Source organism: Bradyrhizobium sp. LA6.8, assembly GCF_040547935.1.
GTDB lineage: Bacteria > Pseudomonadota > Alphaproteobacteria > Rhizobiales > Xanthobacteraceae > Bradyrhizobium > Bradyrhizobium barranii.
On record NZ_JBEPQQ010000016.1, the window covers coordinates 98,874 to 114,165 of the forward strand.

Annotated in this window: 14 protein-coding genes; 4 read left to right on the plus strand and 10 right to left on the minus strand. The window is 65.3% G+C overall.

Annotated features, from left to right (window positions below):
- Positions 1-219 precede the first annotated feature (219 nt).
- Positions 220-1,392, minus strand: a complete 1,173-nt coding sequence (locus tag ABIA90_RS43820) for an ABC transporter substrate-binding protein (protein ID WP_028148067.1) — start codon at positions 1,390-1,392, stop codon at positions 220-222.
- A 301-nt stretch (positions 1,393-1,693) separates the two neighbouring features.
- Here ABIA90_RS43820 and ABIA90_RS43825 point away from each other — a divergent pair, with 301 nt between their 5' ends.
- Positions 1,694-2,956: an NAD(P)/FAD-dependent oxidoreductase gene (locus tag ABIA90_RS43825; protein ID WP_354113888.1), complete on the plus strand. Its 1,263-nt coding sequence runs from the start codon at positions 1,694-1,696 to the stop codon at positions 2,954-2,956.
- A gap of 219 nt (positions 2,957-3,175) precedes the next feature.
- Here the strand turns inward: ABIA90_RS43825 and ABIA90_RS43830 are convergent, their stop codons facing one another.
- From ABIA90_RS43830 to ABIA90_RS43840, 3 genes are read right to left on the minus strand one after another with little or no spacing between them, the layout of a single operon-like run.
- Positions 3,176-4,387 carry an ABC transporter substrate-binding protein gene (locus ABIA90_RS43830; RefSeq protein WP_354118951.1) on the minus strand — a complete coding sequence of 404 codons (1,212 nt, stop codon included), beginning with the start codon at positions 4,385-4,387 and terminating at the stop codon, positions 3,176-3,178.
- Positions 4,388-4,439: 52 nt separating this feature from the next.
- Entirely contained in the window at positions 4,440-4,763 is a 324-nt protein-coding gene (locus ABIA90_RS43835) for a 2Fe-2S iron-sulfur cluster-binding protein (protein WP_208067634.1), read from the minus strand.
- Between the two features lie 12 nt (positions 4,764-4,775).
- The gene (locus ABIA90_RS43840) at positions 4,776-5,984 is read right to left on the minus strand and encodes a cytochrome P450 (protein WP_354118952.1); all 1,209 of its coding nucleotides are present in this window, start codon (positions 5,982-5,984) and stop codon (positions 4,776-4,778) included.
- A gap of 83 nt (positions 5,985-6,067) precedes the next feature.
- On the opposite strand from ABIA90_RS43840, the gene ABIA90_RS43845 reads away from it, so the two are divergent.
- Positions 6,068-6,574, plus strand: coding sequence for a MarR family winged helix-turn-helix transcriptional regulator (locus ABIA90_RS43845; protein WP_354118953.1), 507 nt, complete (start codon positions 6,068-6,070; stop codon positions 6,572-6,574).
- 352 nt (positions 6,575-6,926) lie between these two features.
- On the opposite strand, the gene ABIA90_RS43850 is transcribed toward ABIA90_RS43845, so the two are convergent.
- Positions 6,927-8,777 carry a feruloyl-CoA synthase gene (locus ABIA90_RS43850; protein ID WP_354118954.1) on the minus strand — a complete coding sequence of 617 codons (1,851 nt, stop codon included), beginning with the start codon at positions 8,775-8,777 and terminating at the stop codon, positions 6,927-6,929.
- A 148-nt stretch (positions 8,778-8,925) separates the two neighbouring features.
- Between ABIA90_RS43850 and ABIA90_RS43855 the strand changes: the two genes are divergently transcribed.
- Together ABIA90_RS43855 and atzF are read left to right on the plus strand one after the other, a co-directional pair.
- On the plus strand, positions 8,926-9,432 hold the full coding sequence (locus ABIA90_RS43855; protein WP_354118955.1) for a MarR family winged helix-turn-helix transcriptional regulator: 507 nt from the start codon (positions 8,926-8,928) through the stop codon (positions 9,430-9,432).
- Positions 9,433-9,624: 192 nt separating this feature from the next.
- Positions 9,625-11,430 carry an allophanate hydrolase gene (gene atzF, locus ABIA90_RS43860; RefSeq protein WP_354118956.1) on the plus strand — a complete coding sequence of 602 codons (1,806 nt, stop codon included), beginning with the start codon at positions 9,625-9,627 and terminating at the stop codon, positions 11,428-11,430.
- Between the two features lie 111 nt (positions 11,431-11,541).
- On the opposite strand, the gene ABIA90_RS43865 is transcribed toward atzF, so the two are convergent.
- The 5 genes from ABIA90_RS43865 to ABIA90_RS43885 form a co-directional block, all read right to left on the minus strand.
- A complete protein-coding gene (locus tag ABIA90_RS43865; RefSeq protein WP_071909100.1) occupies positions 11,542-12,264 on the minus strand; it encodes a GntR family transcriptional regulator in 723 nt (240 codons plus the stop codon).
- 4 nt (positions 12,265-12,268) lie between these two features.
- Positions 12,269-12,661: an oxalurate catabolism protein HpxZ gene (hpxZ, locus tag ABIA90_RS43870; protein ID WP_014491241.1), complete on the minus strand. Its 393-nt coding sequence runs from the start codon at positions 12,659-12,661 to the stop codon at positions 12,269-12,271.
- Positions 12,662-12,673: 12 nt separating this feature from the next.
- On the minus strand, positions 12,674-14,068 hold the full coding sequence (locus ABIA90_RS43875; protein WP_354118957.1) for an AtzE family amidohydrolase: 1,395 nt from the start codon (positions 14,066-14,068) through the stop codon (positions 12,674-12,676).
- 7 nt (positions 14,069-14,075) lie between these two features.
- A complete protein-coding gene (locus tag ABIA90_RS43880) occupies positions 14,076-14,255 on the minus strand; it encodes a DUF4089 domain-containing protein (protein ID WP_028148078.1) in 180 nt (59 codons plus the stop codon).
- Between the two features lie 30 nt (positions 14,256-14,285).
- A partial coding sequence (locus tag ABIA90_RS43885; protein WP_502918783.1) for an ABC transporter ATP-binding protein occupies positions 14,286-15,292 on the minus strand: 1,007 nt, incomplete at its 5' end.

Here is a 15,292-nt window from a genome sequence, read left to right on the forward strand (position 1 = left end):
CGAGAGATATGTCCCCAGGAGCAACGCTCTCTCAACACGTCGTTGCGAGCGCAGCGAAGCAATCCAGAGTCCCTCCGCGGAGACAGTCTGGATTGCTTCGCTGCGCTCGCAATGACGATGTGGGGACTATCGAGGAATACAACGACCTCCGTCCCCGCGGAGACTCCCCCTCACCCTGACCCTCTCCCCGCAGACGGGGAGAGGGGAAAAGGCATCAGCTCACTTCATCGCGCACTTGTCGTGGAAACGATCCTGGTCGTTCTCCACGATGGTCGCGACCGTCTTCAGCGAGAGCTGGCCTTCGCCGTCCTTGACCACGTCCTGGAGATAGAAGCTCTGCACCGGAATGTGGTTCTTGCCGTATTTGAACGGGCCGCGCAGCGACTTGAAGTTGGCCTTCTCCATCTCGGCCTTCATCGCGTCCTTCTTGCTGGTGTCGCCCTTCACAGCGACCACCGCGCTGTTGATGAGCTGGGCCGCGTCATAGGCCTGGGCGCCGTAATAGGTCGGGCGCAGATTGGGGTACTTCTTCCGGTAGTCGGCGACGAAGCGCTTGTTCTGCTCGTTCGGAAGGTCATTGACCCATTCCTGCGCGCCGGGCACGCCGAGCGCGTTCTCCTTCTGGAGCGGCAGCGACAGCTCGTCGACCGTGAAGGCGGTGTAGAGCGGCATCGTGCTCTTCAGGCCGGCCTGCGCATATTGATTGAGGAACTGCACGCCGGCCGCACCGGGATAGAACACGAAGATCGACTCGGCGCCCGAGGCGCGCGCCTTTGAGAGCTCGGCGGAGAAGTCGAGCTGGCTCGGCCAGACCGTGTATTCCTCGCCCTTGACCTCACCCTTGAACGTGCTCTTCAGGCCCGCGAGCATGTCCTTGCCGGCCGCGTAGTTCGGCCCGATCAGGAACACGCTCTTGACGCCCTTCTGGTTCATGTAGAGGCCCATGGCGGCGGGCGTCTGGTCGTTCTGCCAGGAGGTCGAGAACACGTAAGGCGAGCACAGTTCGCCGGCGAGTTGCGACGGACCGGCATTGGCCGAGATCAGGAAGGTCTGCGAGTCCACCGCGGTCTTGAGCGAGGCCAGGAGCACGTTCGACCAGATGTAGCCGACGATGAAGTCGACCTTGTCGGACTGTACCAGCTTCTCGGTCTTCTGCTTGCCGACGTCGGGCTTCTGCCCGTCGTCCTCGTAGATCACCTCGACCGGCTTGCCGTCCATCTTGCGGCCAATGTGATCCAGCGCGAGCTCGAAGGAGTTGCGCATGTCGTTGCCGATCACGGCGGTCGGGCCGCTGAAGGTCGAAACGAAACCGATCTTGATGGTGTCGCCGGCGAAAGCCTGATTTGCCAGCACCAGCGCCGCTGCGCCCGCCAGCCAGAATGCCGTCCTCATAACCACTCCCCTCCTTATTATTGATCCCGGAGACGGGGTGATCGCCGCCCCCGGGTCGTCTCTATTGAACGTAAAATCTGTCGCGCCGCCAATGGCTCAGCGCCCGCCCCTGCACCATATTTCGCCCCAATCGAGGATGGCAAGAAATATAATTCTACTCACTTCGACCAAGGCTGCGGCGCTTTTTCGCGGGGCATGACGATACGCCCAGCCTATGCCGCGATTGATGACGGCTATTGGACTACGGCGCCCAATGCGCACTTAGATGAAGAAGAGCAGCAGCGAGATTCGAGGGTGTATCATGGCCGCAAATCCCCACCGCGTCGTCATCGTCGGAGCCGGCTTCGGCGGGCTGGAGGCGACCTACCGGCTTGCGGGCGCGCCGGTCGAGATCACGCTGATCGACCGCCGCAACCATCACCTGTTCCAGCCGCTGCTCTACCAGGTCGCGACCGCCTCGCTCGCGACCAGCGAAATCGCCTGGCCGGTCCGGCACCTGATGCGCGACCGGCGCGAGGTGACGACCCTGTTTGCGACGGTGAGCGGCGTCGATGCCGACCGGCGCTGCGTGCTGATCGACGACGGCAGCGAGGTGCCCTACGACACGCTGGTGCTCGCCACCGGCGCGCGTCATGCTTATTTCGGCCATGACGAATGGGAGCAGTTCGCCCCCGGCCTGAAGACGCTGGAAGACGCGACCACTCTGCGCCGTCACATCCTGGTGGCATTCGAGCGCGCCGAACGCGAGACCGATCCGGCCAAACGCGCGGCGCGATTGACCTTCGTCATCGTCGGCGCCGGCCCAACCGGCGTCGAGCTCGCCGGCACCATCGCCGAGATGGCGCACCACACGCTCCCCGCCGACTTCCGCAACATCGACACCCACAAGGCACGCGTGGTGCTGATCGAGGCCGGACCGCGCGTGCTCGCAGGCTTCCCCGATGACCTCTCGGCCTATGCGCAAGCCTCGCTGGAAAAGATCGGCGTCGAGGTCGTGCTGGGCCAGGCCGTCACCGAGATCAACCGTGAGGGCGTCGTATTCGGCGGCAAGCTGCTTGAGGCAAAGACGCGGATCTGGGCCGCCGGCGTGCGCGCTTCGCCCGCCGCCGAATGGCTGGGCGCACCAAGCGATCGCGCCGGGCGCGTGGAGGTCGACGACGACCTGACGATACCCGGTCATCCCGAAATCTTTGCGATCGGCGACACCGTTGTGATCAACGCCTGGGAGGGGAAGCCAGTGCCCGGCATCGCGCCGGCCGCCAAGCAGCAGGGCCGGCACGTCGCCGAAACCATCAAGGCGCGCCTGCGTGGCGAGAACAAAGGTGCATTCCGTTACAAGCACTCCGGTAGCCTCGCACAGATCGGCAAGCGGCTCGCCGTGATCGATTTCGGCAAGGTCAAACTGCGCGGCACCATCGCCTGGTGGATCTGGGGCATCGCCCACATCTACTTCCTGATCGGCCTGCGCCACCGCCTCAGCGTCGCCCTGAGCTGGCTCTGGATCTACGCCCGCGACCAGCGCGCGGCGCGGTTGATCACGCAGGGGAGTAGCAAGGTGGCGTAGCCTTTCTTCCTTCTCCCCTTGTGGGAGAAGGTGGCATAGGCGGCCTTCGGCCGCCGTTCTCAAGAACGCCGAAGCAAAGCTTCGGTTATGGCGCCGGATGAGGGGTTCTCTCCACTCGCACGACCATTCGTGAGGAGAGAGACCCCTCACCCGGCTTCGCTTCGCGAAGCCACCCTCTCCCACAAGGGGCGAGGGTGCAGCAGCGCTCGCAGCTATCTTTTACTTCACCAACTCACATCCGCCCTCCGCGAGTGGCCTAAACGCCTGGTCCGCGGGAATCGTCGAGACCAGCTTGTAATAGTCGTACGGATATTTCGACTCCTCCGGCTTCTTCACCTCGAACAGATACATGGGATGCACGACGCGGCCGTCCTGGCGGATCGTGGTGTCACCGAACAGCTTGTCCTTGCCCCTAAACTTCTTCATCTCGGGCACGGCGTCCTTCGCATTGTCGCTGCCGGTCGCGGCGACCGCGTTCAGATAAGCGAGCGTCGAGGCATAGACGCCGGCCTGGTTGCCGCTCGGCATCTTGCCGTTCATGCCGGGCCGCGCCGCAAATCGCCTGGCGAAGGCGCGGGTGTCGTCGTTCATGTCCCAGTAAAACGCTTCCATGAGCTGGAGGCCCTGGGCGACCTTGATGCCCATGCCATGGACGTCGTTGATGAAGAGCAGGAAGGCGACGAGCTTCTGCCCGCCTTGCTGGATGCCGAACTCGGCAGCCTGCTTCACCGCGTTGATGGTGTCGCCGCCGGCATTGGCGAGGCCGATCACCTGCGCTTTCGAGCCCTGCGCCTGCAACAGGAAGGAGGCAAAGTCCGACGTGCCGAGCGGGTGCTTGGAGGAGCCGAGCACCTTGCCGCCGTGCGCCTCGATGTATTTCTGCGCCTCCGCCTCGATGCCCTTGCCGAGCGCATAGTCGACCGTGAGGAAATACCAGTCCTTGCCGCCGCGCGACATCATCGCGGCAGCGGTGGTGTTGCCGGTCGCCCAGGCATCGTTGACCCATTGGATCGTATTGGGCGAGCAGGCCTTGCCGGTGAGATCCGAGCTTGCGGTCGACGACGCCAGGAAGGTCATGCGGCTGTCGCGCAGCAGCGTGTTGATGGAGAGGCCGACGGCCGAATTCGGCACGTCGACGATGGCATCGACACCCTCGACATCGAGCCATTTGCGCGCGATGGCGTTGCCGACATCGGCCTTGTTCTGGTGGTCGGCATAGACGATCTCGACCTTGATGTTCTTGCCGCCGCCGTTGAAATCCTCGGCCGCCATCCGCGCAGCCTCGACCGAGCCCATACCGTTGGTGTCCTGGAAGATGCCCGAGATGTCGTTGAGCACGCCGACGCGCACGACATTGTCGGAGATCTCGGCGCTCGCCGCGCCGCTCATCAGGCTCGCCGCCAGCGCGAGTGTCCATTTCAGGTGTTTCATCGTTCCCTCCCCTTTGTGTGTCGCGCCGGTCGCCGCCGGCACGTTCTGGAATTCAGACCTGCCGTTCCGGCAATCTCAGCACCAGCCCGTCGAGCGCGGGCGTGATCATGATCTGGCAGGCCAGCCGGCTGTTCGGCAGCCGCTCGGCGGCGGTGCCGTCGAGCAGCGCGTCTTCGTCATCAGCCATCGCGGGCAGGCGCGCGAGCCAGGCTGCGTCGATATAGACGTGGCAGGTCGCACACATGGCATTGCCACCGCACTCGGCCAGGATGCCGTCGAGACCATGGCGGGTCGCGGCCTGCATGGCGCTTTCGTCGCCTGAAGTTTCGACACGATCGGACTTGCCGTCGGCATGGATGAAAGTGATGGCTGGCATCAAGGCTCCTCGTCAGGCCGGGGTGATGGTGACCGGCAGGCTGTCGAGCCCGCGCAGCGTGTTGTTGAAGCGGCGTTTCGGCTCGCCCGTGATCTCGATCTTCGCGATACGCCGCGCCAGCGCCGTCAGCATCACTTCGCCTTCGAGGCGCGCGACGAGCTGGCCGACGCACATGTGGATGCCGGAGCCGAAGCCGACATGGCCGGACGAGCGGCGCGTGATGTCGTAGCTGTCGGGCTTGTCCCAGCGGCGCGGATCGCGATTGGCGGCGGCAAGGAACATCAGCACCTTCTCACCTTCGCCGATCGTCGCGCCTGACAGCTCGACCTCACGTGTGGTGGTGCGGAAGAAGGTCTGCACCGGGCTTTCGAAACGAACCGCTTCCTCGAAGGCGCTACGCGCGAGCGTGAGATCGCCGCGCAGGCGCTGCCATTGCTCGGGGAAGCGCGCGAGGCAATAGACGGCCGCGCCGATACCGTTGACAGTGGTGTCGAGACCAGCCGACAGCAGCGAGCGCACTAGCAGCGGCGCTTCGGTGGCCGTGATCGCGCCCTCGTCGACCTGGGCATGAATGCAGGCGCCAAAGCCGCCGGGCGCAAGGTTCTCACGCTGGCACTGCTCGGCAACATAGGCTTGATGGGGCGTCGAACGCGCAATCGCCTCCCGGCGCAGCTCGTTGGGCGGCCCGAATGCGTTGAACACGACGCTCGCGTAGGGAATCAGATGCTCGCGCCCCTCGGATTTCAGCCCGAGCGCATCCGGGAAGATCGAGAGCGGATAGGCCTCGGCGAGGTCGGCGATCGCGTCGAAGCTGCGCCTTTCGATCAGCGCGTCCACCCGCTCCTCGGCCGCCGCGGCAAAGCGATCGCGCACCTGCTTCATCACGGTCGGCGACAGCACCTTTGAGAGCACGGCGCGGGTCCGCGTATGCGCGGGCGGATCGGCCTCGAGGATCAGGCTCGGCGGCCGCCACGGCGTCTCCTTCTTGAAATCGGAGAGGCCGACGCCGCGGCTGGAGCAGAACGTCGCGGGATCGTTCAGCACGGCGTGGACCTCGGCATAGCGTGCCACGCCATAGACGTTCCACTTGTCGAGATAGACGACCGGCCCCGCCTCCCGCAGCCGCTCGTGCGTGGGATAGGGATCGGCGAAAAAATTCATGTTGAAGGGATCGATGTCGAGATGCGGGACGCCTGATACGGCGGAGCCAGGTGCGCTCATTGAAGTCCTCCCTCATTTTGATCTTGTGAAAGAGCCGCGCTTGCCCTTAGGTCTTCGGACACGCCGCGAGACAAAAGACCGATATGCCGCCGTCTTCGACCAGAGCCCGCCAAAGGCCCGCACCCGCCGAAACCGGGCCGACGCTCGATCTCGACCGTTACGTCCCGGCTTTCATCACCTTCATCGCCAACAAGCTCTCGAACAGCGCCACCGCGTTCTACCAGCGAGAGTTTGGCGTCAATGTCACGGAATGGCGGATCATGTCGCTGCTGGCGATCGAGCCCGGCATTCCCGCCTCGCGTATCTGCCACGTCATCGGTTTTGACAAGGGGCCGGTGAGCCGGACGCTCGCGGGGCTGGAGAAGCGCGGACTGGTCTCGATTCGAACCGACCCGAACGACGGCCGCACCCATTCGATCTCGCTGACGGCGAAGGGCCGCGCCACCCATGACAAGGTGATCGTCGCGGCGTTCGAGCGCGAGCGGCGGCTGTTGTCCTGCCTGAGCAAGGACGAGCGCGAGGCGCTGATCGATCTGCTGCGCCGGCTGCACGAAAATCTCGGCGCAGTGACCGGCAGCACCACCACCTGACGCGCGCGTAAAGCGCGCGGCATCGCCGCCTTCAGGCATACGCCGGCGTTTGCCCGCGGCCACCTCTCTGCCGAGCATCGTTTCCTCCAGGATCAGGCGCAGCGGTTCCCCCGCCGTCATCCTTGTTTGGAACGGTTCGCACAAATTAGTTGCTTAAGCAACAAAAGAATCATGCATGATATTGCGGCAGAATGGCTGGCGCATTTTGCGAGCTGCTCGACCCATCCCCGTCATTGCGAGCGCAGCGAAGCAATCCAGAGCCCCACCGGGGAAAGATTCTGGATTGCTTCGCTGCGCTCGCAATGACGATGTGGACAGAGCGTGGCCTCACTCCGACTTGATCTGCCAGTGGCTACAGACCGATCCACTCACCCGACGCATCATCATGCACCCGCGCCACCGCATCGGCACGCCGCGTCAGCACGGCGCGTTGGTTGATGTAACCCTTGTCGGTGATCTCGCCGCCGTCGACTGACGGCGGCTCGGCGAGCAGCAACGCGCGCGTCGCGTGGCCGGAGGAGTTGGTGCCCTGCCCCTTCAGCTTCGCCAGGCCCTGCGCGATCGCGGTCCTGACCTTGTCATGCGCGAGCACATCGTTCACGCCTGCCGTCTCGGGCAAGCCGGCATGGGCACGGCAAGCAGCCATGTTCGGGAAGACCAGGAAGCGCACCTCGTCGCCGCCATGGCCGGTGACGACGATGTCCTGCGCCAGCGGCGCCAGCGCGGCGATGCCGGCGACGCGCAGCGTACCGACGCTGACCCAGGTGCCGGAGTTAAGCTTGAAGTCCTCCGCAACGCGGCCATCGAAGAACAATCCGCGCTCAGGCCGTTCCGCATCGGCAAGCTTCACGGCATCGCCAATGAGATAGAAGCCCTCGTCATCGAAAGCCTGCTTCGTCAGCTCCGGCGCCTTCCAGTAACCCGGCGTGACATTGGGGCCGCGCACGCGCACCTCCAGCTTGTCGCCGGACGTGACGAGCTTCAGCTCGGTGCCGGGAATGGGCACGCCGATATTGCCCGAGCGCTCCGCGAGGAAATGACAGTCGGTCGCCAGCGGTGACGTCTCGGTCGAGCCCCAGGCCGACACCATCGGCAGCGGACGACCAACAGTCTCCACCGAAAGCTGCTCGAGCGCGTCCCAGAGGTTCTGCGGCAACGCGGCGCCGGCATAGAAGGCGAATTTCACCTCGCCGAAGAAGTGGCGGCGCAGCTCCTCGTCGCCGCGCAGCGCTGCGATCAGCATGTCGAAGCCGCGCGGCACGTTGAAATAGACCGTCGGCATCACGCTCTTCAGATTGGCGAGTGACGTTGCGAAGAGACCGGGCGCGGGCTTGCCGCCGTCGATATAGAGCGACCCGCCGTTGCGCAGCACGAGATTGAAATTGTGGTTGGCGCCGAAGGTATGGCTCCAGGGCAGCCAATCGAGAATGACGAGATCGCTGGCAGCCTGCTCCAGGAACGTCCAGGTTTGCGCCTTGGCCTGCTGGCTCGAGGTCAACATGCGCTGGGTGTTGATGACGGCTTTCGGCGTGCCGGTCGAGCCCGAGGTGAACAGGAATTTTGCGATCGTATCCGGAGTCACCGCGGCGAAGGCTTTTGCGACGTCGCCCGTTTCGGGCGTCGCCGCGATGTCACGGAAGGCCAGCGCATCGGCATCGCCGGCATTGCCACTGATGATCTGCGCCTTGTGCAGCGGCTTGATCGCGGCCAGCGCCGCGGCAAACGGCTTTGTCGCCGAGACATAGATCGCGCCCGGCTGAAGCAGCGAAATCATGCTCTTGAGCTTGTCGAAATCTTTCGACATCAGCGAATAGGCCGGCGAGATCGCGGCCGAGGGCACGCCGACATGCTGGGCGGCCAGCGCGAGCAGCGCGTGGTCGATGCTGTTGTCGGAGAGGATGACGACGGGACGCTCGGCGCTGAGCTCTTGCGCCAAAATCCAGCTCGCCGCTGCGCGTACCCGCCGCAGGGCGCCCGCGTAGGTCATGGTGGCCCAGGGCGTGTCGGCGCTGTCACGCTCGGCGAGGAAGATCGTGTCAGGCGTCTGCCGCGCAAAATGCTCCAGCCAGTCGCCGATGCAGCGGGCGCTGTCGCGCAAGGGTTCTGGCGAGCGCAGCACGATGCTGCCGTCGGGGCGATGCTCGGCGACGGTCTTGGGTGTTGCGAACAGGCTCGAAGCGTCACCGCGTGCGGCGGTTGTCATGGTTTCCTCCTCGCCCGTATCAGGGATCGGCTACAGCCTCGTTCCGGGCCGCTTTGGCCATATTGTTGGGCATGACAATTGTTGTCGCCAACAACAATCTTCCGTAGGGGCCTTCGAGGCGCTAAGGTTGCACGACAGGAGAGATCACGTGACAGCCAGCGCAGCCCGAACTGAGCCCCGCCCCTCCCCACGCAAGCGTGCCGGCAACGGCGCGGCGCGGCCGAACGACGCGGACGAGATCGGCCTCGACGCGCTGGTCGGGCACGCCGGTTATGCGGTGCGTCGCTTCCAGATCTGGATCTTTCAGGACTTCATCAAGACGCTCGGCGCGGTCGACATCAAGCCGACGCAGTATTCCGTGCTGACGGTCATCGGCGCCAATCCGGGCCTCTCCCAGATGGCGGTGGCGAAGCGTCTCGGCATCGAGCGCGCCCGGCTGGTGCATCTGCTCGACAGCCTCGAACAGCGCAAGCTGGTGAAGCGGGTCAAGTCGAAGGCGGACCGCCGCTCCCACGCGCTGCACCTCACCGCACCGGGGGAGACGGCGCTGGCAAAGTTCAAGCGCCTCGCCGCCGAGCACGAGCGGCATGTCGTGGAGAAGATCGGCAAGGAGCACCGGGAGCAGCTGCTCCAGATCCTCGCCGGCTTCACCTGATCGACGCTGCCCAATATTTGCGCAAATGCCCGTATCGGGGCGCTGGCACGACGGCCCAACAATCCTCGAAATATCTTACAAGCCACTGATCCTTCGATAATATCCGAGGCATAGCGCCTGCCCGGATTGTGTACACAATGGCACATCGCTTGCTTCAATCCGGGTAAGACCTGTTGCCGGAGTTTTGTCACCATGGGGGCTGAGCAGCCTGAAACGATCGCCGCGATTGTGGCCGCGCATCGCGCGGGCACGATCACGCCTGCGCAGACCGTCGCGCGAACCTATCAGCGCATCCGCGATCACAACGATCCCGCAATCTTCATCAGCCTGCGCGACGAGAAGGACGCGATCGCGGAGGCCGAGAAGCTTGCCGCAAGGGATGCCACCAGCCTGCCGCTCTACGGCGTGCCGATCGCGGTGAAGGACAATATCGACGCGCTGGGATTTCCGACCACCGCGGCCTGCCCGGCCTTCTCGTATACGCCGACGCATGATTCGACCGCGGTGGAGCGCCTGCGCGCGGCCGGCGCGATCATCATCGGCAAGACCAATCTCGACCAGTTCGCAACCGGCCTCGTCGGCGTGCGCTCGCCTTATGGCATCCCCAAGAATTCGATCCGCGAAGATCTCATTCCTGGAGGCTCGAGCTCTGGCTCGGCGGTCGCCGTGGGTGCCGGACTGGTGCCGCTGTCACTGGGCACGGACACCGCCGGCAGCGGCCGGGTGCCGGCGATGCTCAACAACATCGTCGGGCTGAAGCCGAGCCTCGGCATGATCTCGACTGCCGGTCTGGTGCCGGCCTGCCGCACGCTCGATTGCATCTCGGTATTCGCTCTGACTGTCGACGACGCCGCGCTGGCACTCTCCGTGATGGCGGGGCCGGACCAGGCCGACCCGTTCTCGCGCGACCGGCCGCTGGGCGCGATCACGCCGTTCCCCGCGAATTTGCGCCTCGGCGTGCCCCGCAACGGGCAGCTGATCTTCTTCGGCGACAGGAAGGCGGAAGCCGCTTACGGCGATGCGCTGAAGCGCTGGACTGCGCTCGGCGCTAAGCTGGTCGAGTTCGACCTCGAGCCGTTCTACGAGACGGCGCGGCTGCTCTATGAGGGTCCCTGGGTCGCCGAGCGTTATCTCGTGATCAAGGATCTGCTGGCGTCCGCGCCTGATTCGATTCATCCGGTGACGCGCGAGATCACCGTCGCCGGCGCGCGGCTGACCGCTGCGGAAACCTTCTCTGCGCTCTACCGTTTGCAGGGCCTGCGCAAGATCGCCGAGCGGACGTTTGCCAATATCGACGCGCTGGTGCTGCCGACTGCGCCGACGGCGTATACGACCGCCCAGGTGCTGGCCAATCCGATCGAGCTGAACAGCCGGCTCGGCACCTACACCAATTTCGTCAATCTGCTCGATCTCTGTGGTCTTGCGGTACCGGCGTCGATGCGCACCGACGGCATTCCGTTCGGCATCACGCTGCTCGCGCCCGCAGGACGCGATGCACTGCTCGCGAGCATCGGCCGTGTATTCCATGCGGATACGAAACTGACCGTTGGAGCGAAGGGCGTGGCGCAGGCCCCGCTGGCGGCGCTTGCCGCAAGCAGCAGCGACGAGATTCCGATCGCAGTGGTCGGCGCTCACCTGTCCGGCATGGCGCTGAACGGCGAATTGAAGGCGCTCAACGGAAAGCTGGTCGAGGCGACCAGGACAGCGCCGGACTACAAGCTCTATGCGCTCCAGACCACGCCGCCGAAGCCCGGCATGCTGCGCGTGGAAGCAGGCAAGGGCGCGGCGATCGAACTGGAGATCTGGTCGCTGTCGTCATCCGCGTTCGGCAAGTTCGTCAATGCGATTCCAGCACCGATGGCGATCGGGACGGTGCGGCTTGCCGACGGTCGCAGCGTGAAGGGGTTTCTCGTCGAGCCCGAAGTGCTGGGCGAGGCGCGCGATATCACGGCGTATGGCGGCTGGCGGAAGTTTATGGCGAAAGCCACGACGGCGTAGGTCTCGTAGGGTGGGCAAAGCGAAGCGTGCCCACCAACAGCATTAGTTAGGATAGATGGCGGGCACAGCGCTTTGCGCCTTTGCCCACCCTACGGTACCGCGTTTGCCGCCCTACACCGACACCGCGTAAATCTCATACTCGCCGCGCACCAGCTCGATATGCGCGCGCATGGCGGCGGCGGCGCCCTGCTTGTCGCCGCGCATGATGGCGACGACGACTCGGTCGTGCTCGGCTTGCGACTTTGCCAATCGGCCAAGGTTGCGGAACTGGGCGCGGCGGAACGGCTGGACGCGGACGCGGGTCGCCAGCGTGATCTCGGCGATGTAGCCGTTCTGCGATCCCGCATAGATCGCATTGTGGAAGCGCTCGTTGACCTCGTGGAAGCGATCGGGATTGCCGGCGTAGCTGAGAACGCGCAGCTCTTCGTGGATGGCTTCGAGACCGTGGCGCTCGGCCGCCGACATGCGCTCGGCGGCAAGGCCGGCGCAGAGCGCCTCGAGCTCCGCCATTGCCTCGAACATGCTTTTCAGCCGCTCGACCGAAGGCTGCGCCACCACCGCGCCACGATGGGCGCGCGATTCGACGAGGCCGCTCGCCACCAGCTGGCGCAACGCCTCGCGGACCGGCGTGCGCGAGACGCTGAAGCGCCGCGCGATGTCGGTTTCATCAAGCGGCGCGCCCGGGGCCAGGGTTCCGCGTACGATCTCGTCGGCGAGTTGAAGCCGCAGTTCCTCGGCGCGCGTGATCTTGTGCAGGCTGGGCTGGGCCCGGTCGACGCGCGGCACCACCGGCTCGGCCGGCAATGTTCCGGGCGGAAGATCGTCAAGCGTCATACGATCAGGTCTCTTTCGACTCGTCGATGATGCTGACATGGGCGGCGACGACGCGCCAGCCCTCCGGGAAGCGAATCCAGGTCTGCATCTGCCGGCCGACCTTGCCGGGAGCCGTGTCGCGATAGAACAGGGTGGAGGCCACGGCCGTGTCGCGGCCATAGCTGGTGATCACGGTTTTCGCGGTGCGGCGGTTGAGGCCCACTGGCGAACGTCCGGCGCGGAAGCCGGAGATCGCCTCATAGCCGTAGAGGTTCTCGCCGATGCCATAGCGCAGCGTACGGGGATCGTTGCGGAAGAGTTCGCCGAGCACGGCGACGTCGTTCGTGATCAGCGCCTGCTCATAGCGCTCGAACGCGGCTTTGACTTCCGCGATCACCTCGGGGAGATCGATCTCCATTTTAAATCCCTCTCAAAGTCCCCTTGGCGACGGCGCGGATACCACGCCCATCTTCTCCAATGCGTGCGCGACGCGCAGCGCGATGTCCTCGCGCCAGGGCGCGGCGATGATCTGGACGCCGATCGGCAGCGGCTCGAGCGGCACCGGCACGGCGACCACCGGCAATCCGATGAACGAGATCGGCTGGGTGTGGATGCCGATATTGGCGCGAACCGGCAACTCGACGCCGTCGAGCGTGAAATTCACCTGGCCAAGCTTCGGCGCGGTGCAGGGCGTGGCCGGTGCAATCAGCACGTCGACGGATTTGAAGATCTCGGCGAGCTGCGCGCGATACCAGCGGCGGAATTTCTGCGCGCGGTCGACCAGCGGCGCCGGCACCATGGCGCCGGCGATCAGCCGGTCGCGCACGGCGGGATCGAAATCGTTTGGGCGCTTGCGCAGGCGATCGAGATGCAGCGAGGCGCCTTCGGTGGTGGTGATGACATAGGCGGCCGCGCGTGCGCGCGAGGCCTCGGGCACGTCAACGATCTTCGTCGCGCCGAGCGCCTTGGCGACGCGGCTGACGGCTTCGACGGCCTCGGGAAACACGTTGTTCTGAAAGTGCCCGCCGGCGATCGCGATGCGCAGGTCCGACACCGGATTGGCGAGCAGCGGCAGCGTCGGCTCCAGACCGCGCGTGGTGCAGGCAGCATCATCCGCATCCGGTCCCTGCATCGCGTCATAGGCGAGCGCGAGATCGGTCGCCGAGCGCGCGAACGGGCCGAGATGATCGAGGCTCGCGACGAACGGGAACGAGCGCGCCCGCGACAGCCGACCATAGGTCGGCTTCAGACCAAAGATGCCGCAGAAGGAGGACGGCACGCGGATCGAACCATTGGTGTCCGAGCCGAGTGCGATCGGCACCAGCGCGCCGCCGACGGCGCTCCCCGAGCCACCGGACGAGCCGCCGGTCATCCGGGTCGTGTCATGCGGATTGCGCGAGGGACCGTCATGGACGTTCTCGCCGGTGAAGTCGTAGGCGTATTCGCCCATGTTGAGCGCGCCGACGAGCACGGCACCTGCGGCTTCCATCCGCTCGATCAGCGTGGCGTCGCGCTTGGCAGGCGCGAGGTCGCGGTTGATCTTCGAGCCGGCCCGCGTCGGAAGGCCGGCAACGTCGAACAGGTTCTTCACCGCGAACGGCACGCCGGCGAGCGGGCCGACCTCCTTGCCGGCAGCAATGTCGGCATCGATCGCACGCGCCTTCGCACGGGCGCGATCGGCGGTGACGTCGGTGAAGGAATTGAGGACACCATCGTGCTGCTTGATGCGCGCGAGGGCTGCTTCGGTGGCATCGAGTGCCGACATCTTGCCGCCGGCCACGGCCTTGGCGATGTCCGCAGCCGTCATCTCTGGCTTGGTGGTCATGGCGGGGTCAGACCGTGAAGATCGGCGCCGGCTCGGTCTCGTCCGGCAGCGCGAATTCGTCGACCAGTCGGCCAAGCCGGAGCGAGACTTCGAGATTGGCGCGCACCGCCGGCCTCCAGGCCTCCTCGACCGGCAGCGCCAGCGCTTTCGATACGGCGTCGATATAATCGTCCAGCGGCTCGGCCATCACGCTCCCAAACAATCTCTCAGTGCACTCTTAGTGGACCTGCAACGGCGGATGCGGGATCGCCGTCAGCAGCTCCTTGGTGTAGTCGTCCTGCGGATCGCTGAGGACTTTTTCGGAAGAGCCCTCTTCGACGATTCGACCTGTCCGCATGACAATGACACGATCGCACAACAAGCGCACTACGTTCAAATCATGCGAGACGAACAGATAACTCATACCTAGCCGCGCTTTCAGGTCCTGAAGCAGATTGAGGACCACGGCCTGGACCGAGACGTCCAGCGCCGCGGTCGGCTCGTCCAGGATGACGAGTTTTGGATGCAGCGCGATGGCGCGCGCGATGCCGACGCGGGCCTTCTGCCCGCCGGACAGCTGGTGCGGAAACCGATCCAGCAGATTGTGCGGCAGGCCGACCATGGTGGCCAGCTCCTCGCAGCGCGTTCGCAGCGCATCGCGGCCCCTGATGTCGCCGAGCTGCATGATGGGGTCGGCGATGGCGCGCACGGCGGTGAAGCGTGGGTTGAGGCTGTCGGTCGGATCCTGGAACACCATTTGGATGCGGCTTCGCTGCGGCAGCCGGGCAAAGTTGGCAGGCTGGATGGCGCCGATGTCCTCGCCGTCGAACTGGATCAGGCCCGAGGTCTGGTCCAAGAGGCGCATCACCATCATCGACGTCGTCGATTTGCCGCAGCCGGATTCGCCGACCAGACCGACGCTCTCGCCATGGCCGATGGAGAGGCTGATGCCGTCGACGGCGCGGAACACGTCCGGCTCCACAGGAGGCTTGCGGCCGAGCAGTTTTCCGAGCGTGGCCGTGGCGCCCTGGCGGGGGTATTCCTTGACGAGCTTTTCGATGAGGAGGAGGGGCGTCTTCTCCCTCTCCCCGCTTGCGGGGAGAGGGTCGGGGTGAGGGGGGCTCTCCGCGAGCACGGTGCTGGGAGAGCCCCCCCCCACCCCCGCCCCGAGGGGGGCGGGGGGGGCCCCGCCCCGGGGGGGGGGGGCGGGAGGGCCCCCCGGCAGACGGGACCAGAACCGCCGGG